Annotated in this window: 21 protein-coding genes; 13 read left to right on the forward strand and 8 right to left on the reverse strand. The window is 71.4% G+C overall.

Annotated elements, in window-relative coordinates; all coding sequences use genetic code 11:
* Window positions 1-66: 66 nt before the first annotated feature.
* Together HNR73_RS29580 and HNR73_RS29585 are read left to right on the forward strand one after the other, a co-directional pair.
* Window positions 67-630 carry a TetR/AcrR family transcriptional regulator gene (locus tag HNR73_RS29580; RefSeq protein WP_184790954.1) on the forward strand — a complete coding sequence of 188 codons (564 nt, stop codon included), beginning with the start codon at window positions 67-69 and terminating at the stop codon, window positions 628-630.
* A 100-nt stretch (window positions 631-730) separates the two neighbouring features.
* The gene (locus tag HNR73_RS29585) at window positions 731-1,957 is read left to right on the forward strand and encodes a preprotein translocase subunit SecY (protein WP_184790955.1); all 1,227 of its coding nucleotides are present in this window, start codon (window positions 731-733) and stop codon (window positions 1,955-1,957) included.
* A 141-nt stretch (window positions 1,958-2,098) separates the two neighbouring features.
* Here the strand turns inward: HNR73_RS29585 and HNR73_RS29590 are convergent, their stop codons facing one another.
* Both HNR73_RS29590 and HNR73_RS29595 read right to left on the reverse strand, forming a co-directional pair.
* Window positions 2,099-3,382, reverse strand: coding sequence for a DNA sulfur modification protein DndB (locus HNR73_RS29590; protein WP_184790956.1), 1,284 nt, complete (start codon window positions 3,380-3,382; stop codon window positions 2,099-2,101).
* 323 nt (window positions 3,383-3,705) lie between these two features.
* Entirely contained in the window at window positions 3,706-4,266 is a 561-nt protein-coding gene (locus HNR73_RS29595) for a YceI family protein (RefSeq protein WP_184790957.1), read from the reverse strand.
* 96 nt (window positions 4,267-4,362) lie between these two features.
* Here HNR73_RS29595 and HNR73_RS29600 point away from each other — a divergent pair, with 96 nt between their 5' ends.
* Both HNR73_RS29600 and HNR73_RS29605 read left to right on the forward strand, forming a co-directional pair.
* A complete protein-coding gene (locus HNR73_RS29600; RefSeq protein WP_184790958.1) occupies window positions 4,363-4,836 on the forward strand; it encodes a MarR family winged helix-turn-helix transcriptional regulator in 474 nt (157 codons plus the stop codon).
* An 83-nt stretch (window positions 4,837-4,919) separates the two neighbouring features.
* Window positions 4,920-5,513 (forward strand): MPN domain-containing protein, encoded by a 594-nt coding sequence (locus HNR73_RS29605; RefSeq protein WP_184790959.1) that lies wholly within the window; start codon window positions 4,920-4,922, stop codon window positions 5,511-5,513.
* Window positions 5,514-5,528: 15 nt separating this feature from the next.
* Here HNR73_RS29605 and HNR73_RS29610 read toward each other — a convergent pair whose 3' ends face one another.
* A complete protein-coding gene (locus HNR73_RS29610; protein ID WP_184790960.1) occupies window positions 5,529-6,587 on the reverse strand; it encodes a helix-turn-helix domain-containing protein in 1,059 nt (352 codons plus the stop codon).
* A gap of 82 nt (window positions 6,588-6,669) precedes the next feature.
* Window positions 6,670-7,701 carry a prenyltransferase gene (locus HNR73_RS29615; RefSeq protein ID WP_184790961.1) on the reverse strand — a complete coding sequence of 344 codons (1,032 nt, stop codon included), beginning with the start codon at window positions 7,699-7,701 and terminating at the stop codon, window positions 6,670-6,672.
* A gap of 278 nt (window positions 7,702-7,979) precedes the next feature.
* Between HNR73_RS29615 and HNR73_RS29620 the strand changes: the two genes are divergently transcribed.
* A complete protein-coding gene (locus HNR73_RS29620) occupies window positions 7,980-8,414 on the forward strand; it encodes a type II toxin-antitoxin system PemK/MazF family toxin (protein ID WP_184790962.1) in 435 nt (144 codons plus the stop codon).
* A gap of 40 nt (window positions 8,415-8,454) precedes the next feature.
* Here HNR73_RS29620 and HNR73_RS29625 read toward each other — a convergent pair whose 3' ends face one another.
* Window positions 8,455-8,763, reverse strand: a complete 309-nt coding sequence (locus HNR73_RS29625) for a MerR family transcriptional regulator (RefSeq protein ID WP_239122156.1) — start codon at window positions 8,761-8,763, stop codon at window positions 8,455-8,457.
* 140 nt (window positions 8,764-8,903) lie between these two features.
* Between HNR73_RS29625 and HNR73_RS29630 the strand changes: the two genes are divergently transcribed.
* Entirely contained in the window at window positions 8,904-9,707 is an 804-nt protein-coding gene (locus HNR73_RS29630) for an aminotransferase class IV family protein (RefSeq protein WP_184790964.1), read from the forward strand.
* Between the two features lie 61 nt (window positions 9,708-9,768).
* Entirely contained in the window at window positions 9,769-10,386 is a 618-nt protein-coding gene (locus HNR73_RS29635; protein ID WP_184790965.1) for a GNAT family N-acetyltransferase, read from the forward strand.
* A 16-nt stretch (window positions 10,387-10,402) separates the two neighbouring features.
* Here HNR73_RS29635 and HNR73_RS29640 read toward each other — a convergent pair whose 3' ends face one another.
* The 3 genes from HNR73_RS29640 to HNR73_RS40975 are packed head-to-tail and all read right to left on the reverse strand — an operon-like array spanning window position 10,403 to window position 13,521.
* Window positions 10,403-11,629 (reverse strand): serine hydrolase domain-containing protein, encoded by a 1,227-nt coding sequence (locus HNR73_RS29640; protein WP_239122158.1) that lies wholly within the window; start codon window positions 11,627-11,629, stop codon window positions 10,403-10,405.
* A 22-nt stretch (window positions 11,630-11,651) separates the two neighbouring features.
* Entirely contained in the window at window positions 11,652-12,464 is an 813-nt protein-coding gene (locus tag HNR73_RS40970; RefSeq protein ID WP_184790967.1) for an oxidoreductase, read from the reverse strand.
* A 1-nt stretch (window position 12,465) separates the two neighbouring features.
* The gene (locus HNR73_RS40975) at window positions 12,466-13,521 is read right to left on the reverse strand and encodes a cytochrome P450 (RefSeq protein WP_311677835.1); all 1,056 of its coding nucleotides are present in this window, start codon (window positions 13,519-13,521) and stop codon (window positions 12,466-12,468) included.
* Window positions 13,522-13,716: 195 nt separating this feature from the next.
* Between HNR73_RS40975 and HNR73_RS29655 the strand changes: the two genes are divergently transcribed.
* From HNR73_RS29655 to HNR73_RS29675, 6 genes are all read left to right on the forward strand, one after another.
* Window positions 13,717-14,421, forward strand: a complete 705-nt coding sequence (locus HNR73_RS29655) for a GbsR/MarR family transcriptional regulator (RefSeq protein WP_221331193.1) — start codon at window positions 13,717-13,719, stop codon at window positions 14,419-14,421.
* Between the two features lie 948 nt (window positions 14,422-15,369).
* On the forward strand, window positions 15,370-16,206 hold the full coding sequence (locus HNR73_RS29660; protein WP_184790968.1) for an MmyB family transcriptional regulator: 837 nt from the start codon (window positions 15,370-15,372) through the stop codon (window positions 16,204-16,206).
* A complete protein-coding gene (locus HNR73_RS29665; RefSeq protein ID WP_184790969.1) occupies window positions 16,207-16,974 on the forward strand; it encodes a helix-turn-helix transcriptional regulator in 768 nt (255 codons plus the stop codon).
* Entirely contained in the window at window positions 16,971-17,102 is a 132-nt protein-coding gene (locus tag HNR73_RS39230) for an FAD-dependent oxidoreductase (protein ID WP_203686320.1), read from the forward strand. Before HNR73_RS29665 ends, HNR73_RS39230 begins: the two co-directional genes overlap by 4 nt.
* Window positions 17,103-17,150: 48 nt before the next feature.
* Window positions 17,151-17,978, forward strand: a complete 828-nt coding sequence (locus HNR73_RS29670) for a flavin-containing monooxygenase (RefSeq protein ID WP_203686318.1) — start codon at window positions 17,151-17,153, stop codon at window positions 17,976-17,978.
* Window positions 17,979-18,108: 130 nt separating this feature from the next.
* Complete coding sequence (locus tag HNR73_RS29675; RefSeq protein WP_184790970.1) at window positions 18,109-20,427, forward strand: glycoside hydrolase family 20 protein; 2,319 nt, start codon at window positions 18,109-18,111, stop codon at window positions 20,425-20,427.
* Window positions 20,428-20,437 lie beyond the last annotated feature (10 nt).

Raw genomic sequence — 20,437 nt, forward strand, 5'->3', positions numbered from 1 at the left:
TTCTATTCGGTGCAGGCGACGATAGCAGGGCTCTGGAACGAACGTTCTATCCGGTATCGTCGGGCCATGACCGGCACCCGCGAACGCATCGTCTGCACCGCCGCGCGCCTCATGCAGCGCCAGGGCTACGAGGGCACCGGGATCAAGCTCATCGCGCGCGAGGCGAACGCCACCCTCGGCTCCGTCTACCACTACTTCCCCGGCGGGAAGAAGGAACTCGCGCTCGCCGCCATCGCCTACAGCGAACGGGAGTTCGGCGAACTGCTGGAGACGTCGCTGGCCGGCGAGACCACACCGGGCGCGGCCATGGAGTCGTGCGCCAGGGCGCTCGCCGACTTCCTCGCCAAGGACGGCTGGATCGACGGCTGCCCGGTCACCGCCACCGCTCTGGAGACACTCGGCGACGACGACATGCGCGCGGCCTGCGGACGGGCCTTCGAGCACTGGCGCGGGATCGTCGCGAAGGCGCTCCGCACGGCCGGGGTGGGGGAGACGGACGCCGCCGAACTGGCGCACACCGTCATCGCGGTGCTGGAGGGCGCCGAGCTGACGGCGCAGGTCGCGCGCAGCCCCGAGGCCCTGCACGCGGCGGGGCGGCACCTGGCGAGGCTGCTGGGAACGTACGTCTGATCACCCGGCGGCGGTCCTCTCCGGGACCCCTCCCCGCCGCGTTCCCGGACACTGCTTCCGACCCGCATCGCCCGGCACGCCAGTCCCTCCGGGAGCCGCCATGCCAGCCGTCCCCTCGCGCATCGTCCGCCGTGTACTCGTCACCCTGTTCCTGATCGCCGTCTTCCGGCTCGGCCAGTACATCCCGCTGCCCTATACCGACGCGGACGCCGTCACCGACGACCCGGGTCCCGCCCGCGCGCTCCTGGAACTCGTCTCCGGCGGTGCCGTCGGGCGGCTGTCGGTCTTCGCGCTGGGCATCTACCCGTTCTTCTTCGCGATCAGCGCCATGACGGTGGTCGTCGGCGCCTCGCCCCGGCTCACGGCGCTGGCCGCGGAGGGGAAGGCGGGGATGCGGCGGCTGCTGTTCTACCGCCGGGTCCTGGCCGTCGCGATCGGCGCGGCGCTCGGTGCCGCCATGGTCGCGGCGGGCGAGGCCGGGTACTTCGGGGACGGTGCCTTCGTCGCGACCGGCTGGGGATCGCGGCTCCTCATCGTCGGCTGCCTGGCGGTCGCGACGGCCGTCGTGATGTTGATCGCCGAAGGCGTCCACCGCCACGGGTACGGACCGGCGAGCGTGTCGCTGGCCCTCATGTCACTCCTGGCCGGGATCGCCGAGGAGTTCGCCGCCGTCCTCGCCCGGCGTGGACCGGTCGTGCTCGCGGTGCTGACGGCGGCCGTCCTGGCCGCCGTCGTCGGGCGCGTGTGGGTGTCGCAGGCTCAGCGCCGGGTCCCGATCGGGTACGAGAAGCGCATGGTCGGGCGCCGGCCCGGTGTCACGCCGACCTATCTGCCGCTTCACCTGGTCGTTCGAGGCGACAAGTCGCTGCTCGTCGCCACGGTGGTACTGCTCGTGCCGCCACTCGCCGGCGACATCGCGGGCTTCGACGGCCTGGCCGCGTGGAGCGTCCGCGATCCCTGGTACGCGGTCGCTTTCGCGCTGCTCCTCGCGATCATCACCTTCGCGTCGACGATGAGCGCGCACGACCTCACGCGGCAGGTGGACCGGCTGCGGCGGACCGGTGGGTTCGTGCCCGGAATCCGGCCCGGTCGGCCGACCGGCGAGTACCTGGGCCACGTCCTGGTGCGGCTCGCGCTGGCCGGAGCGGTGCTGTGGACCTCGACGGCGCTGCTGCCGCTCGGTGCGGGCGTGATCTCGGACACCGGGGTGATGTTCTCGGCGCTGCTGCCCGTGACGATCTTCTACACCGTCGAGGCGGCGTTGCGGACGGGCCGGGAGATCCAGACGGAGATGTTCGCGCGCCGCTACGCCGGCATGCTCCGCTGACCCGCACGTCGCGTGAAGCCCTGCGGCGCCCCTTGCCGCAGGGAGGCACATGGGAGGTTTCTGGGGACCTGCGGGAACTGCACGCCGACAGGGAAGCAACCTGTCGGCGCGCCGTCCTCTCACGGTTTGGGGCTCCGCAGGTCAAACCCCGGCTGGTGGCCTCTTGAACCATTCGGTGACCACCTTGGTGAGGTGGACCACGTTCTGCTGACGCATGATCGGCGCGGAGGCGTTCGGCTCAAAGTCCTCGTTCGCTTCTGTGGTGCGCCAGATGCTGTCCTCTGTCACGGGGGCTGACATGTGGCGGTCGAGGCGCCTGAAGAATTCCTGAATGTCACCGTCTTCGGTTCCTTCAGCCTTCAGATCGCGGTAGACCCCTCCAAGGACGCGCAGCATGCCGACGGAACCTAGTAGCGAGGACTCGCGCAGCCTCATGGCCTTGGTGGGCTGCGCGGGGGGCTCGTTCTTCCTCTTTTCGGCTAGCGCTGGATCATATTGGTCCACGTCTTCTTCGGTAATTTCGGCGAGAGACGTAAAGGCGAGTGAGATGACGTCCAAGAACCCGCGGACGCTTTCGATCACCTCGTTGTCAGTGAGCGACTCGACTTTCTTGCTCACGCGACCGCCGGGGCCTGCGATCACGGCTCGCGTGATGTCGGCTACGTGTTTCGCCCCCATCAGGTTCCGGTTGGCCAGCGTCATCCGATCGCGTTCGATGTCGATCTTCCCCAGGAACAGAGGGTGAAGCACGATATCGCTGAGGGTTCGGTTCGCGATTCGCGAAGTATCGAAGCGCGCTCGCACGGCTCCAGAAATTCCTTTGGCGTTGTCCGCCACATCGACGAACATCTGTTGGCCGCTGACGCCGTCGGGCTCGACATAAATGTCGATGCCGACGAACTCTTGCTTGAGCCGCCGCATGCGGCCGATCAGTGCCTCGCGATCCTGTTGGAGCTTGACCTTCTTGGTCTCGTTCGCGCGGAGTATCTCGCGATCGAGGCGGGATACCTCGTCCGTGATCCGCTTCTTCTCGAGGTGCACGCCGAGGATGCGATGTTGGCCGTCGATTGTGATCAGGCGGCCGATACCGCCGATCGACCAGGGAACCGTGAGGTAGCCGACCGAACCGTCCTCGCTGATCGCCTCGAACCGGCAGCCGCCCGTGTCCCGGATGAGAAGGGCCGGGGCTACCCAGTTCGGGTTGTCGGCGAGGTACTGGCCGAAGCCCTTTGCGTGGTTCATGTCGACCTTGCGGTTATCCGGGTCGGGTTTCGCGGGATCAGGGATGGTGAGAATCACCGAGAGGTCGGCGAGCGGGATGCGTGTCGTGTAGACAGTGCGGCCACCCTGGCTTGTCCGGATTGCCAAGTATGTGGACTCCTCGCGCACGAGGGAGAGGCGCGACGAGTCAACGCTGAGAGACATGGATAGCTCCTCCTCTGGACCGATTGGCGACTATCTGGTCCACGTAAGGAGCAAGGCTACGGTTTAAAGCGCCTATTTGACTTGTTACTAGTACGATCGCTTAATTTTGACCTTGATGTCAATAGCTTCCGGCGTAGAGAAAACGCAGAGGCTTAGAGCTGCTCAGCACATCTGCCTGATCTGTTCATATGCCCTGTTGTAATCAGTTGCGCTGACTGGTTCTGTGACTGCCGACTTCACTACGCCGGCATGCTGCGGTGACCGGACACGTTTAGGCCCCCGCCGGCCGAAGCCGGCGGGGGCCTGCCCCGTTCATCGCCGGACTAGGAGTCCTGACGGATCGCGGAGATGTCGAACTCCAGCGTGACCTTGTCGGAGACGAGGACGCCGCCGGTCTCCAGGGCCGCGTTGAAGTTGATGCCCCAGTCCTTGCGGTTGACCACGGTCTTGCCCTCGAAGCCCACGCGGGTGTTGTTGAACGGGTCGACCGAGGTGCCGGTGAACTCGAAGTCGATGGTGACCGACTTGGTGACGTCCTTGATGGTCAGGTCGCCGGTCAGCGTGAAGTTCTCGTCGTCGACCTTCGCGGCGCCCGTCGACGTGAAGGTGATGGTCGGGTAGGTCGGCGCGTCGAAGAAGTCGTTGGTGCTCAGGTGCCCGTCGCGCTGCTCGTTGCCGGTGTCGACGCTGGCGACCTGGACGGTGACGCTCGCGGTGGACTTCGCCGGGTCGTCGAAGTCGAGGAACCCGCTGCCCTCGTACTCCTTGAACTGGCCGCGGACCTTCGTCACCATCGCGTGGCGCGCGCTGAAGCCGAGGCGGCTGTGCGAGGCGTCGAGGGCGTAGGTGCCGGTCAGCTTCGGGTCGAGAACGGTGCTGCTCATGGTGTGAACTCCTCGTGACGTTCAGGTGTGTTGTTGATGTATCAGCAAATATAGCGGATGAAGGCTGACGTGTCAACAACGCGCTAGGATCGAGGCATGAACGATTCCCCCCGATGGCTCGACGAGAAGGAGTCACGTGCGTGGCGCGGGTACCAAGCCCTGCGCCGCGACCTGGACAGCACCCTCGAACGCCGCCTCTCCCGCGACTCCGGCCTGTCCGCCGCCGACTATCAGCTCCTCGTCGTCCTCTCCGAGACCGAGGGCCAGCGTCTGCGCGCCCGTGAGCTGCGCAACGAGGTCCGCTGGGACCGCAGCCGCCTCGCCCACCAGGTCCGGCGGATGGAACAGCGCGGCCTCCTCCTGCGCACCGAGTGCGAGACCGACGCGCGCGGAACCATGGTGGAGCTCACCCCCGAGGGCCGCCGCGCCATCGAGGACGCCGCGCCGCTGCATCTGGTCGCCGTCCGCAACTACTTCATCGACCTGCTCACCCCCGAGGAACTCGACGTGCTGGCGGCGATCGCCGAACGTGTCCGCGCGAAGGTCGGCGACGAGGGCTGCGACGAGTGAGCGACACCACGCACCGGGATTCACATAGAGCTTTGTAGATCCGTTCCGGCGAGACCCGGCGCGCACTTCGCTATCGTGGCCCGGTGTCTACTGTAGGCAGTGTCGCGTTTGCCGACCCCGCGTTGCTGGATGCCTTCATCGAGGCGGCGACCGGCGAGTACGCCGCCTGTACACCGCAGGAGCCCCCACGCTGCTGGGCGCTCCTGCTGGGCTCGGTGGAGGACGGCGTCGCCCACGTGCACCGTGTGCGCTTCGCCCGCAACGTCCGCGACGACTCCCCGGTGGCGCTCGACGAGTTCGCCGAGAACATCGTGCCGTGCTTCGGCGCGGCCTACGCCAACACCCGCCGCGGCTACTGGTGCGACTCCACCGACCTCCTCGCCGCCACCCGGGAAGCCGAGTCGGCGGGCCTGGAACTCCTCGGCTCGGTGCACCTGCATCCCGACTGGCACCGCATAGGCCCCCCGCACGAACGCGGCCTGCGCATCAGCCAGCACCCGACGCCGATGGACGCCTACCTCTTCCGCAACACCGGCTGGCCGGTCAACATCATCTGCTACCTCTCCGAGCTCGACGACCGCCTTCACCACACCATGGCGGCCTGGTCCTCGCCGGCCTACGACGAGCCCGGCGCGAGTCCGGCTCAGCTGACGATCCACATGGCGGTGCGGGTCTAGCCCCCACCCGGCCGGCTAGGACATGCCGGTGAAGAACCGGTCGATCCGATGGAGACGCGCCCGCGCCTCCGCACGCCCCTCCACCGCCGCGTGCCGATCGACGACTCCCCGCGCGTCCTCCAGGAGTACGGCGGCCGTCTGCGCCTCCCGTCCCTGCCGGTGTGCGGCGGCGAGCCGCTCACCGACGGACGCCGACACCGCGACGGTGGCGGTAAGCGCCTCCGACAGGTGGTGGTAGAGCCGGTCGAAGACGTCGCCGTCCGGTCCGGCGCCGGGGTCGTCGGCGAGGATCGCCAGCCCGGCGACGGCCGCGACCGCCTCGGTCCCGGCGAGGTCGGCGCGGCTCAGCGGCCGCTCCCACAACACCCGGACGACCCGCTCGGCGTCGTCGAGGACCGCCGTCGCCCGCTCGCACCACCCGCCTTCACGTGGCTCCTCGACCGGCTCCGCGCGCAACGCCGCCAGCCGGTCCAGCCAGGCCGCGGCCTGCTCGCCCGCCACACCGATCGCCGACAGGAAGGCCGCGACGGTGTCGTCGTCCGGCCAGGTCCGGCGGCCCGGTTCGCACAGGTCGGCCAGCGCGCCGACGGACACCGGACCGCCCTCCTCGGCCGCGCGGCGGGACAGCTCGCGCAGGCTCAGATCGGCGGCCAGCCGCAGGTGCCGCATCGCGCGGGCGAAGTCCTGCGGCGAACCCACCGAGTCCGGGCCGGGGTTGCGGGAACGCACCAGCAGCGACACCTGCCGCAGCAGACGCAGCGCCGGGTCGCCGTCGTCGCCCGAGGCGGGTTCGGCCACCGTGCGCAGGGCCGCCTTCGTGTCGCGGTGCCGCTCGCGCCACTCGGCGAGCTGCGCGGCGTCGGCGCCGCAGGCGCGCAGGTACGCACGGGTCGCCTCCCAGCTGGGCAGCGTGCGCCCGGAGGCCGCCCGGCACAGGACACTGTGCGAGTAACGGACGGCCGCGCCCATGTGGCGGTAGGTCGGCGAACCGGCGCGACGGCGGAACTCGCGCAACTCCCTGGCGAAACCCGCGAGCGGTCCGGCGGCGGTGATGGTCTGCTCATGACGCGGCATCGCTTCATCGTTGTCCGCGCCACCGTCCCTTGTCGACACCCAGGTGGTGCCGATCCACCCGTTCCGCCCGATCCCGTTGGTGTCACACCAAACTTCGCCGCATCCTGCCGCGCGCCAGCCACAACCGGTGACCGAACAAGGCCGCGTACACCGCGACCACGCCGACCAGCACGAGCACGCCACCGCCGGTCCCGTCGTTGACCAGGATGTCGGCGAGCATCCCGGCCAGCGCGGCACCGACGATCAGCGACACGTGATTGGATGCCCAGAACACCACCGGCGTCATCTTCTCGGCGACGACCTCGCGCATGTCGCCGCGACGCAGCCGCAGCACCAGCCACACCGACATCGGCGCGGTGGCGGCCATCGCGATCCAGACCAGCCAGGGGATCCAGCCGAGCACGGCGAAGGCGGTCAGCATTCCGTAGGCCAGCACCTGCCCCGCCGTGATGACCGCGACGGCGCGGTCGTGCCCGATCAGCACCGGGATCGTGCGCTTGCCGACCGAGGCGTCGGAGACCCGGTCGCCGAGGTTCATCACCATCATCCGGACGGTCTGCAGCACCGCCGTCGGAGCCAGGATCGCCACCAGGAGCCACGGCACCGTCCCCGCCTGGAGCAGCACCGCCACCGCCGGCCACAGTCCATTGAGGATCGCCGCGACGGTCAGTTCGCCGAGGCCGCGGTAGTTGAAGCGCAGCGGGGGAGCGGTGTAGAACCACGCGAGCGTGACCGTCACGGCGCCCAGGACGCGCGACTGCCACGTCGGCATCGCCACGACCAGCCCGAGCCCCGCCGTCCACAGCACGAACGCCGCCGCGAGGGAGGTCTCGGGTTTGACGAGCCCGTCGACCAGCGCGCGGCTGCCGCCGGTCCACGGCGTGTAGTAGACGTTGGCCCGGTCGGCTTCCAGGTCGAAGTACTCGTTGCAGTAGTGGGTCATCACGTGCACGACCCAGGCGAAGACCTGCGCGAAGAGGTACCAGCGCAGATCGAGCGGCACCCCCAGGTGGACGGCGACGGACGCGCCGAGCCCCACCGGGAGCACGTTGTAGAGCAGGAACTTGAAGCGCGCCAGGCGCAGGAATCCGCCTAAGGTGTCGCGTGCGGACACGGTTGCGGCGTCGTTGACCATGACTACCCCCGAATGTCGGCCCTCGTTCCTCACCGTAGGTGCGGCCCGCCACCCGCCACAGGTCTCGCGGACGTGAGCCTCGACGCATCGCGCGTATGTCCACTGTGGAGACAACGCGCGCCGCCGTTCGGCGCGGTGAGGCACCGTCGCGAGGGCGGCACGCGATGACCGGACGTCGGCGCCCCCTCCCCGTGGAACCGCTTTCCACCCCCTCGCCTCGCCGCGTGATCCGGGCGACGGTTCGCTAGGGTCTCGGCATGCAGGACTCAGGCGCGGACGAAAAGGTCCGGGAGATCTTCACCCACGAGCGGGCGGCCACCATCGAGTACTCACCCGACCTGGACGGCCTCGCCGATCCGGGCGAGGTGGTCTGGGCCTGGGTGCCCTTCGAGGAGGATCCCGCCCAGGGCAAGGACCGGCCGATGCTGGTCGTCGGCCGCTACCGGCGGCGCCTGCTGGCGATGATGCTGTCCAGCAAGGGCCGCGACGGCCACCCCGATTGGCTCGCGCTCGGCTCCGGCGCCTGGGACCACGACGCGCGGCCCTCCTACCTGCGCCTCGACCGCGTGTTCGCGCTCGATGAGGACGACATCCGCCGGGAGGGCTCGATCCTCGACCCGGAGAGCTTCGTGCAGGTCGCCGCCGAGCTCATTCGCCTGCACGGGTGGCAGGCCGTCAAGCCACGCCGCTGACCACCGACGCGAACCGGGCCGGAACCGGAAGGGTCCGGCCCTACTTCCCCAGGAACCCGGCGAGCGCGTCCCGGCTGCGCTCCAGTTCGTCGATCCGCACCTCGGTGACCATCAGTTCGCGGCCGAGGATCTCCTCGATGTCCACGCACATGTCGAACGCGGGCGCCTCGCCCCTCGCGCACGGCAGGACCGCCCTGATGACCTCGGTCGACAGGCCCGCGTCGAGCAGTTTCCGCACCTGGCGGACGGTGAGGACCGCGTCCTCGCCGTACTCGCGGTAGCCGTTGGCGCCACGCCGCGCGTCGATGAGGCCCTGTTCCCCGTAGTAGCGCAGCAGGCGTGCGCTCACACCCGTTCGTCGCGACAACTCACCGATCAGCATGTGACGTGCCCCATCCGGACTTGACCTTCGCACCGATGTGAAGGCTTAACGTCGCCCTCGTGCCCGGGCATTCCGAGCACGATACCGAGTCGGATGGGGAACCCACGATGACCATCTACGCCGCACAGCTCGACGGCCGCGAGGCGAGCGCCACCGAACTCGCGCCCCTCGCCTTCGCCGGTTACGCCCACTTCACCGCCGCCCAGGTCCGCGGTGGGCGCGTTCGCGGCCTCGACCTGCACCTGGACCGCCTGCGCACGGCCTCGGTGCGGCTCTTCGGGAAGGCGCTGCCCGACGAGCGCGTCCGCGAGTTCCTGCGCGCGGCCATCGAGGCGGGCCCGGCCGACGTCTCACTGACCGCGACGATGTACTCCCGCTCGGGTGAGTTCACCGCGGCCGGAGGCGCGGCCGAACCCGCGGTCCTGGTGCGGACCGGGCCGCCCTCGTCGGGGCCGGAAGGGCCCCTGGCGCTGTCGACGGTCGCGTTCGAGCGGGTCCTGCCGGAGGTGAAGCACGTCGGGGAGGTCGCCAAGACCTACTTCCTGCGCGAGGCGGTGGCCGGGGGTTTCGACGACGCGGCGTTCGTCGACCGCGAAGGGCGCCTCAGCGAGGCGACGATCTGGAATCTCGCGTTCTGGGACGGCGAGGCCGTGGTGTGGCCCGAGGCGGCCGTGCTGACCGGGACGACGATGGGCATCGTCGGGCGGCGCCTCGCCGAGCTCGGGATTCCCCAGCGGACGCGGGAGATCCGGCCCGCCGACCTGCACTCCCTGTCGGGCGCCGTGGTGATGAACTCGTGGACGCCGGGCGTGCCGGTGCGCCGGATCGGCGCGGTCGACATTCCCGCCGCGCCGTTCTTTGTGGAGCTTCTGCACCGGGCCCACGAGGCCGAGCCGCTCCGGTCGGTTTGACGCCGCCGGGACCGTCCGCGCATGATCATCGCGACAACGCCCGCCGGTGTGAGGAGCCCGCATGACCGGTCCGCTCGACGTCCCCGTACTGCATGGCGGACTGGTCCGCCTCGAACCGCTGACCTCGGCGCACGTACCCGATCTGGCGCGAGCGGTCGCCGGGGACCGGTCCTCCTTCGGGTTCACCGTGGTGCCGGAGCCCGCCGAGGTCGGCGACTATGTCGCCGACCAGCTCGGCCGCGCGGGTCTCACGCCTTTCGCGCAGGTCCGCACCGGCGACGGGCGGGCGGTGGGCTGCACCGGCCTGTGGGACCCGCGCTACCGGCCGGGCGGCGGGCTGTGCGCCATCGAGATCGGCTGGACGTGGCTGGCGTCGTCGGCGCAGGGTACGGGCCTCAACATCGAGGCGAAGCTGCTGCTGTTCACGCACGCCTTCGAGGTCCTCGGCGTGACCCGCGTCGACTTGAAGACCGACGCGCGCAACGCCCGCTCCCGCCGCGCCATCGAGAAGCTCGGCGCGCGCTTCGAGGGCGTGCTGCGCAGCTGGTCGCCCTCACGGGCGCCCGGTGAGGAAGGCCTGATGCGCGACTCGGCGATGTTCTCGGTGATCGCCGGTGAATGGCCCGAGGTCAAGGCCGGGCTTGAGGCGCGACTGGCGGCGTCGGTCACCGCTGGATGAGCCGCCGGGGCGGTGTTCAGCCGATCCGGCGCGCGGCGACCAGCCCGGGCCGGATGTGGGTGATCGTGCCGTCGGCGCCGCGCAGGAACTCGACGTGCCGTCCGGGTGCGTGCGTGCCCTCGGTGAGGAACGCGTCCCCGGCCAGCGGTCGCGCGGTGACGACCGAGGATTCGCCCGTCGCCGGGTCGACCGTCCGCACCCGCAGGGACTCGCCGTCGGCCTCGACCTCGTGGCGGGCGGTGTCGCGCGCGTAGACACCGGCGTAGCCGCTGAGCGGTTCACGCATCGGGCCGGACTCCAGGGGCGGCTCGATCAAGCCCGTCGTCGCCTCGACCGCCCGCAGCGCGAGGCCGAGAACGGTGTTCTCGCTGCCCTTGCCGACCGCGAGGACCGCCACGGCCGTGCGTCGTGCGGGCACCGACCACAGCCGCGTCCGGAACCCGCCGTAGACGCCGCTGTGCCCGGCGACGATCGTCCCGTCGGCCGCCCGCCACGCCTCCCAGCCCGGCCCCCACAGGCGTCCGCCGTAGGCCTCGGCGTAGGCGGTGTCCGCGCCGGAGCCGAGCACGCCCAGCTCGCCGAAGACCCCGCCGGGCCAGGTCGCGGCGGCGAAGGCGAGGACGTCGGCGACCGTCGCGCGCATCCCGCCGGAAGGGACGCGGGCCCGGGGCATGGCCAGGTAGGACGAGCGGCGCGGATCGGTGTCGTCGTGGGCGAGGGCGGTGGGGTCGTCGGCCCACGGGCGGCAGTCGGCGCCCTCCATGCCGGCCGGGGCGAGGACGTGCTCGCGCAGGGCCTCCTCGAAGCTCGTGCCCGCCGCCACGGCGGCGTGGTGACCGGCGAGCCAGTAGCCGGGGTTGCCGTAGGACCAGGACGCGCCGAGCGGCTCGATGAGGTCGGTGCGTTCGGCGTAGCGGGCGAGCGCGTCGTCGCCGTGCCCGAGCGCGGCCAGGTCGCCGCGCCAGCCCGGGCCGACGCCACCGGTGTGCCGCAGAAGCGAGCGCGGGCTCGCGCCGTGCAGCACGGGGGCGTCGAGGTCGAGCGCGCCTCGGGCGGCCAGCGCGTGCAGGAGCGTCGCGGTCGCCGGTTTGGTGATCGACGCGACGGGGAAGGGAGTCGCCGCCGTGAGAGCGGCGCCGCCCGGTCCGCGCAGACCCGCCGCGGCCGTCTCGACGCGGTCCCCGATCCGCCGGCCGAGGACGAGCCCGTGGGCCCGTCCGTCGTCGACGGCTGCCTTGATCATCTCGTCCACGGTGGAACTCTAACTACCGCACGGCGCGGGTCGCCATCGCGTCGAAGTCCCGGTCGGGCAGGGTGCGGTTGAGTTCCAGCAGCTGTTCGGCGAGATGCCCGACGGCGTAGCGCGTCTCCGGTTTCCCGGCCTCGATCGCGTCGGCGATCGCGTCGGATACGACCGAGGGGTCCGAGCCGTCGGCGAGGCCCGTGGCGCTGTACGAGGCCATCTTCTCGGCCATGTCGCCGTAGGCGCCGGCGCCGGAGTGCTCGCGCAGTTGCGCGGCCGTCTGGTCCTCGAACTCGGTCTTGATGATCCCCGGCTGCACGACCACCACGTCGATCCCGAAGTGCCCGACCTCCATCCGCAGCGTGTCGGAGAAGGCTTCGAGCGCGTGCTTCGAGGCGTAGTACCAGGCGCCGAGGGGCAGCGCGATCTCGCCGCCGATCGAGGAGACGTTGACGATCGTGCCCGACCGGCGCTCGCGCATGTGCGGCAGCACGAGCTGCGTCAGGCGCGCGGGTGCGAAGAGGTTGACCTCGAACTCCCGTCGCGCCAGGTCGAGGGGGACATCCTCGACGGCTCCGTGCAGGACCGTTCCGGCGTTGTTGACCAGGACGTCGACGCGGCCGTGCTCGGCGACGATGGCGCGCACCACGCGTTCGAGGTCTCCCGGTGAGGAGGCGTCCATGCGCAGCGTGTGGCCCCCGGCGTCCTTGAGCGGCTCCATTCGCTCGACCCGCCGCGCGGCGCCGTAGACGACGTGGCCCCGGCGGCGCAGTTCCAGCGCAGTCGCCAGGCCGATGCCGGACGAGGCACCGGTGATGAGACAGACCTTGTCCATGTCAGACCTCCAGGGTGACGGGCAGCTCGTGCACGCCGTAGATGAGCATGTCGGTGCGGAGGGCGGCGTCCTCGACGTCGATGGCGAGGCGGAGCCGCGGGAAACGCGTGACCAGCGCGGGAAGCGCGACCTGGAGCTCGACGCGCGCGAGCTGCTGGCCGAGGCACTGGTGGATGCCGTGCCCGAAGGCGACGTGGCCACCGGCCGGGCGGAGCAGGTCGAGGACGCCGGGGTCGGCGAAACGCTCCGGATCCCGGTTGGCGGCGGGGATCGAGAGGGTGACGGTCTCACCGGCCCGGACGCGGTGGCCGCCGAGTTCGAGGTCTTCGAGGGCCGTGCGGACGGTGAGAAGGGGATGACGCTGAGGTAGCGCAGCAGCTCCTCGACGGCCTGGGCGGCGATGCCCGGGTCCGCGCGCAGCCGCGCGAGCTGCGCGGGATGGGCGAGCAGGGCGAAGGCGCCGAGCGCGATCATGTTCGCGGTCGTGTCGAGGCCCGCGCCGAGCAGGGTGAAGCCGACGTTGACGAGTTCCTCGCCGGTGAGGTCGCCGCCGCTGAGGTCGCCGAGCATGTCGTCGCCGGGGTTGTTCCGCTTCGACCGCACCAGCTCGGCGATCGAGCCGTGCAGGGCGCCGTAGGCCGCCGCGCGTTCCTCCGGCGTGGTGCCGATGCGGAAGAGAGCGAGCGCTTCCCGTTGGAAGGCGGCCCGGTCGCCGTCGGTGACGCCGAGCAGCTCGCAGATCACCTGCGCGGGGATCGGCTGCGCGAAGGCCGCGACGAGCTCGGCCTCGGGGCCGGTCATGGCGTCGAGGTGCCGGTCGGTGACCCGCTGGACGTGCTCGCTGAGCCGGCGCATCCGGCGGACCGTGAACAGTCCGGCGAGGAGATGGCGGTAGCGCGTGTGCCCGGGCCGGTCCATGGCCGAGAACATCCCGGGCGGCGCGGGCCGGTCGCTCGCCGACGCGCCGGGGATCGGCATGTGGTGCAGTTCGGGCCGGACGCTCAGCCGCGGGTCGGCGAGGGCTTCGCGGACGAGCGCGTGGCTCGTCGCCAGCCAGCCCTCGTGGCCGTCGGGATAGGTGAGGCGGGAGAAGGGCGGCCGGTCGGTCAGCCCTTCCGGGGGATCGAAGGGCCGGTCGGTTCTTCGCGTGGTCGGAAGTGTCGTGGCCATGTGCTCGACGCTAGGCCGACGTTTCGCGTGAGCGCCATAGGTTCGCGGTCATCGCCCTGGTCAGAGCGCTATCGTTGGTGCGATGACATTGGGAGTGAACGCACCACGGTTGAGTTTCGAGGAGCGCCGGAGCATCGCGGCGGCCTTGGCCGAGGGCCGCGGTTTCGCCGAGATCGCGCGTGACCTGGGCCGTCCCCGGTCGACGGTCAGCCGCGAGGTCGCCCGCAACGGGGGCGTGCACCGCTACCAGGCCGGGCGGGCGCAGCAGGCCACGACGTGGCGCGCCCGCCGCAGACCCGGCCCGCATCCCGCCGAACCGCCGCCGTCGGCCGGGGGAGCGGACACACGGGACGTCGCCGCCTTCGAGGAGCGCTTCGCCGAGACGATGATCCGGACGGGTGTGCCGGCGATGATGGCGCGCGTCCTGGTGCTCATGTTCACCGGCGAAGCGGGCGACTTCACCGCCGCCGAGCTCGTTGCGCGCCTCCAGGTGAGCCCGGCCTCGATCTCCAAGGCCGTCGGCTGGCTCGAAGGGCGCGGCCTCATCCGCCGGGAGCGCAGGGACAGGCGCGAGCACTACCTGATGAGCGACGACGTCTGGTACCGGGCCTGGAAGGCCAGCATGGAGTCGATGACCGCCTGGGCCGAACACACCCGCGAAGGCGCCGCCCTCCTCGGGACCGACAGCGCGGCGGGCGCGCGAATGGACACGACGAGCCGCTTCTTCCAGGTGCTGCGCCACGACATGCTCCAGGCGGCCGAGCGCTGGCGGCGGACGCTGGGGTAGGCGCGGGGCCCCGACGACCGGGCCCCGCGCATGCTCAGTACCGCCGGATCGTGAACTCGTCGCTGGTGCCCGCGCCCGACAGCAGCACGTCCATGTTCCCGCTGAGGACCCAGACCGTGCCGCGCACGGCCGCCGCGGTCGAGACGGACCTGGCGAAGCTGTGGCCGCGCCACCGGGATCCGCCACAACGTTCCAGCGGAGTAGTTCCCGACGATCAGGACACCCGCCCGGTACACGATCCCGTTGGCGCCGAAGCCCCCGGCGAAGGTCAGCCGCTCGTCGCGGACCAGGACGCTCGCGCGGCCCGCCACGTCGACGCGGTAGACGATCCCCGCCGCGGTGTCGGTGACGTAGGCGGTGCCGTCGGGCGCGACGGCGATGTCGTTGGCGAAGTGGCCGCCGCCGTCGGCCGCGACCGCCGCGAGATCGACGTAGGCGATGCGCTCGCCGGTCCGCAGGGAGTAGACGCCGAGACCGGCGGTCCGGTCCCGCGTCGCCGGGGACGTGCGGTCGCCGACGCCCTGGTCACCCGAGGCCACCAGGATCCGGCCGCGCGGGAGGTCGACCTGAAGGCCGATCGTCTCGATCAGCGCCGGATCGTCGACGAGGGTGCGGGTCACGCCGTCGCGGTCGACGGCCGACACCGTGCCGTGCTTGAGCGAGGTCACCAGGAAGGCGCCCCGCGTCGGGTCGTAGGCGACGCCTTCGGGATGGAGGCTGTCGGCGTGGCCCTCGATCACCGCCGGGATCGGGTGCGCCGAAACGGATGCGGGCGATGCGGCCACGCCCGCCGCGACGGTCGCGGCGAGCAGCAGTCCGCTGATGGACTTGCGCAAGATATCGCTCCTCAAGGGTTCTTCCGTGACTGGACTCCCCAAGCCTCATCGCCGGCGAAGGGCAGCGGCCGGTGTGTTCGATACTGGTACTCCGGGCACCAGGGAGCGGTGGATGAACGAGGTACGCAGGACGGCGCTGGCGGACTACCTGCGCGTCAGGCGCGCGGCGCTGCGGCCCGAGGAGGTCGGGCTCGCGCCCGGCCGCAGACGCCGCACACCGGGACTGCGGCGCGAGGAGGTCGCGCTGCTGTCCAATGTGGGCGTCACCTGGTACACGTGGCTGGAACAGGGCCGCGACATCAACCCCTCACCGGAGATCCTCGCCGCGCTCGCCCGCGCGCTGCGCCTGGACGACGCCGGTGCGGAGTACCTGTACCGCCTGGCCGGTTGCGCTCCGCCGTCGGCCGAACCGCCGCGCCGGACGGTGCCGGAAACCTTGACGCGGCTCATGCACGCCCAGTCGCCCGCTCCGGCGCTCATCGTGGACGCGGCCTGGGATCTGCACGGATGGAACACCGCCGCCGAGGCCCTCTACCGGTACACCGACTTCGCGCCGGCCGACCGCAACGCCGCCTGGGTCTTCTTCGCCTCCCCGCGGATCCGCGCCGAGACCGTCACCTGGGAGCGGCACGCCCGCCGCATCGTCGGCGAGCTGCGCGAGGGCTTCGCGCGCGACGTCGACGGCCGTGTCGAGGCGCTGCTCCTTCGCCTCCGCAACGGCTTCCCGGAGGCCGCGGGCTGGCTCGACGAGCACGAGGTGACCCACCGCGGCGCCGGGATCACCGCCGTCGTCGAGCATCCCGCCGCCGGTGAGCTGCACCTCGACCAGATCGTCCTGCGCTCGGCCGAGGCGCCCGGGCTCGACCTGGTCGTGAAGCTCCCGGTGCCCGGCACCGGGACGGCCGGGCGCCTGCGCGGGCTGGTGGCGGCGCAGGAAGCGGTCGCGTAGATGGCGCCCGGCCGGCGAGGCCGGGTCGCGTTGCCGCCCGGCCGGCTCTACTTCCACGGCGAGATCGGCCCGGCGGCCGCGCACTCGCATCGCGTCGTGCAGGTCCTCGTCGCGGCCGAACCCTTCGTCCTCAGTGGAGCCGATGGGGTCGCGCGGTCCTGCCGGGCGGCGATCGTCCCGTCGGGTGCCCGGCACGCGATCGGCGGACCGCCGACGCGCGGCTTCCTCGCGCTGGTCGAGCCGTCCTCGGCGCTGGGCAGATCCCTTACGGCAGTAGGGACGTCGTGCCTCGACCCGCCCGAACTCCCCGGCGACGGCGCGCCGCTCGTCGAGACCGTCGACGGCATCCTGCGCGGGCTGGCGGGGACGATGGTGCCCGGGCCGGTCGAGGACCATCCGGCCCTGATGGAGGCCGTGCGGATCATCGTCGCGGCGCTGCCCGCGCGGCTGCGGATCGCCGAGGTCGCCCGGCGGGCGCACCTGTCGGAGAGCCGTCTCGCGCACCTGTTCGCCGAACGGCTCGGGCTCACCTTCCGCGCGCACGTCCGCTGGGAGCGGGTGCGGCTCGCGCTGGGGATGCTGTCGCGCGGCGAGTCGCTGAGCCACGTCGCGCACGCCGCCGGATTCGCCGACGCCGCGCACCTCAGCCGGACCTTCCGGGCGATGTTCGGGTCGGCACCCTCGGAGCTGATCCGCGGAGTGGTCTGGGAAGGACAGCAGGTTCGTGCAAGCGGCGCGGGGGTCCCACCGCCGACGCTGGGGGCATGAACGAGATCCTGATCATCGGCGGCGGCCAGGCCGGTCTCGCCATGGCGCAACGCCTCGGGCGGCGCGGTCACCGTCCCGTCGTCCTCGACGCGGCGGCCCGGCCAGGTGAGACGTGGCGGCGGCGCTGAGATTCCCTGCGCCTGTTCACGCCCGCCCGCCACAGCGCCCTGCCCGGATTGCCCTTCCCCGGACGGCAGGACCGCTACCCCGGCAAGGACGACGTCGCCGACTACCTCGCCTCCTACGCGGCCCACTTCGACCTCGACGTCCGCCACGACACCCCGGTGCGACGGCTCCGCCGGCGCGATGGCCGTTTCGAAGCCGAGACCGACGGCGGCATCCACCGCGCCGACACCGTCGTCGTCGCCACCGGCCCCTTCCAGAAGCCCTACGTCCCAGCGCTCGCCAGTGCCTTCGGCACGACCGTCACCCAGCTCCACTCCGCCGCCTACCGCAACCCGGAGCAGCTCCCGCCCGGCCCCGTCCTCGTCGTCGGCGGAGGCAACTCCGGCGTCCAGATCGCCGCCGAACTCGCCGCGACGCACGAGGTCACCCTCGCCGTCGGCAAGGACCGGCCCGTCATGCCGCAACGCGTTCTCGGTGCCGACGTGTTCACCTGGCTGCGCGCCCTGGGCATCGTCCGCGCCCCCGTCACCGGCCGACTCGGCCGTCTCGTCAAGTCCCGCGATCCCCTGATCGGCAAGGGCCCCGGCCACATCCGCCGCCACGGCGTGACCATCACCGGAAGACTCACCCCCGGCACCGCCCTCACGCCCAAGAGCGTCATCTGGGCCACCGGCTATACCGCCGACTACCCCTGGCTCGACATCCCCGGCGCGCTCGACGCCGCCGGCCGACCACTCCAGTCCTTCGGCGCCGGACCGATTCCAGGCCTGTTCCACCTCGGACTGTCCTTCCAGCACAGCCGGGGCTCGGCGCTCCTCGGCTGGGTCGGCGAGGACGCGGACATGATCGCGGGGTGGGTGACGGCACCACCCTCATAAAACCAACACACCCGAACCCCACCCTCGTTTACAACGCGAAGAATTTCGGGTAGAACCGTTGCATCGCGCTTCACCGTCCGGCTCCGGTGAAGGCGCCCGTCGGTGAGCCGGTACACCCGCGGAGGCCGACGTGACCCGAGCCCGCACCCTCCTCACCTTCGTCGGCGCCGCCGTCGTCCTGGCCGCCGTCTTAACCGGATCCGCCGGCGCCGCCGAGGAAGCCGACGCCGCCAACCCCGCGCCGCCGGTCGTCCCGGCCCTCCAGCAGTGGACCGGCGGCACCGGGGCCCTCGAACTGCGACCGTCCACGCGCGTCGTCGCCGAGGACGACGCGCTGCGCCCGGTCGCCGAACGGCTCGCCGCCGACCTCGCCGAGATCACCGGCTGGCCGACCACGGCCACGACCGGCGCCGCGAGGCGCGGCGACATCGCACTCGACCTCGACCCCACCGCCGTCGTCGGCCCCGGCACCGCGCTCGCCGACCGCGAGGGTTACCGGCTCGACACGACCGGCGCCGCCGCCCGCGTCACCGCCCGCACCACGACCGCCGCCTACTGGGGCACCCGCAGCGTCCTCCAGATGCTCACCCGCGAGACCCCCGGCACCGCCACCCTCACCCGCGGCCTCGCCGTCGACTGGCCCAACACCGAGATCCGCGGCTTCATGCTCGACGTCGGACGCCGCTGGTTCGGCCACGAGTTCCTGCGCGACTACGTCCGCTACCTGAGCTGGTTCAAGCTCAACACCTTCCAGATCCACCTCAACGACAACGAGATCTCCCCACCCGGCGGCGACTGGTCGCAGGCCTACTCGGCGTTCCGGCTCGCCTCCGACGACCCGCGCTTCGCCGGGCTCGCCGCCACCGACGGCGCCTTCACCCGCGCCGACTGGGACCGCCTCGAAGACGTCGCCGCCGACAACTTCGTCACCCTCGTGCCCGAGATCGACGCGCCGGCCCACGCCCGGTCCCTCATCGCCTTCGATCCCTCCCTCGGCCTCAACGGAGGCAACTCCGACCACCTGGACCTGTCGAAGCCCGCCACGACCGCGTTCATGAAAGAGATCTACGACGAGTTCGCGCCCTGGTTCCGCGGCCCCGCGCTGCACGTCGGCGCCGACGAGTACCCCCGCGAGTACGAACCCCAGTACCGCGCCTACGTCAACGACATCGCCGCCCACGTCCGCGGCCTCGGCAAGGAAGTCCGCGCCTGGGGCAGCCTCTCGGTGATGGCCGGCGGCGCCGACGGCTACGACCGCGACATGACCATGCACTCCTGGAACAACGGCTGGTACGGCCCCAAAGCCGCCGTCGCGGACGGATACCCCGTCGTCAACACCAACGACGCGCAGCTCTACATCGTCCCGTTCGCCGACTACTACCACGGCCACGGCCTTGACGGCCGATGGCTCTTCGACAACTGGGAACCGCACGTCTTCCCCGGCGGGCAGAGCCTCACCCCCGGCGAACCGCTGCTGCGCGGCGCCATGTCGGCGGTGTGGAACGACCTCGTGCACGCCGACTACGACGCCGCCGACGTGCACGGCCTCGTCGAACCGACCTTCGGCCTGCTCGCCCAGAAGATGTGGCGCGGCACCGAAGGCGGAACGTCCTATGCGGACTTCATGGCCGACGTGACCGCGCTCGGCGTCGGACCCGGCATGGAGACGCTGACCACGACCCTGCCCGGCGCCGGTGACCGGCGCCTCGACCTGACCGCCACCGCGCTTCCACCACTGATCGCGGGGGAGTCGGCGACCGTCACGGCCACCGTCGTCAACCGCTCCGAACACACCCTCACCGGCCTCAAGGCCGCGTTCGACACCGAAGCCGAGGGCCTGCGCGTGACACCGGCCGGCAGTCGGCCGAAGTCCCTGCGCGCCGGTGAGTCGGCGACCCTGTCCTGGACCGTCGAGACCGACGCGGCCACCCCGACGGGAGCGGCGAAAGGCCGGATTACGGTGAACGGGAAACTGCGCGGCCTCACCGTCGCCAAGAACACCGGCTTCGACGTCCGCACCATCGAAGCCGCCCCGGACGGCCTGCGCCACCTCGCGTTCGACGCCACCGCCTCGGCCTCATCGGTGGAACTCGACCTCGACCGGCTCGCCCCGTCGCGCGCCAACGACGGCGACCTCGGCACCCGCTGGGCCTCCGGCTACAGCGACGACGAATGGCTCCGGCTCGACCTGGCCGCACCGTCGCAGGTGGACTCCGTCCGCCTGTTCTGGGAATCGGCCTGCGCGACGAGTTACCGCGTCGAGGTGTCCACGGACGCCGTCACCTGGACCACGGCGGCCACAGTGGACACATCCTCGTGCGGCGACGAGACCGTCGCCCTCGACAGCCCCGATCCCGTACGGCACATCCGGATCCACGGCACGAAACGCGCGACCACCTGGGGCTACTCGCTCCACGAGCTGTGGCCCTTCGGCACACCGACGGCCTGACACCCGAAGG

The organism is Phytomonospora endophytica (assembly GCF_014202425.1).
GTDB classification, from domain to species: domain Bacteria; phylum Actinomycetota; class Actinomycetes; order Mycobacteriales; family Micromonosporaceae; genus Phytomonospora; species Phytomonospora endophytica.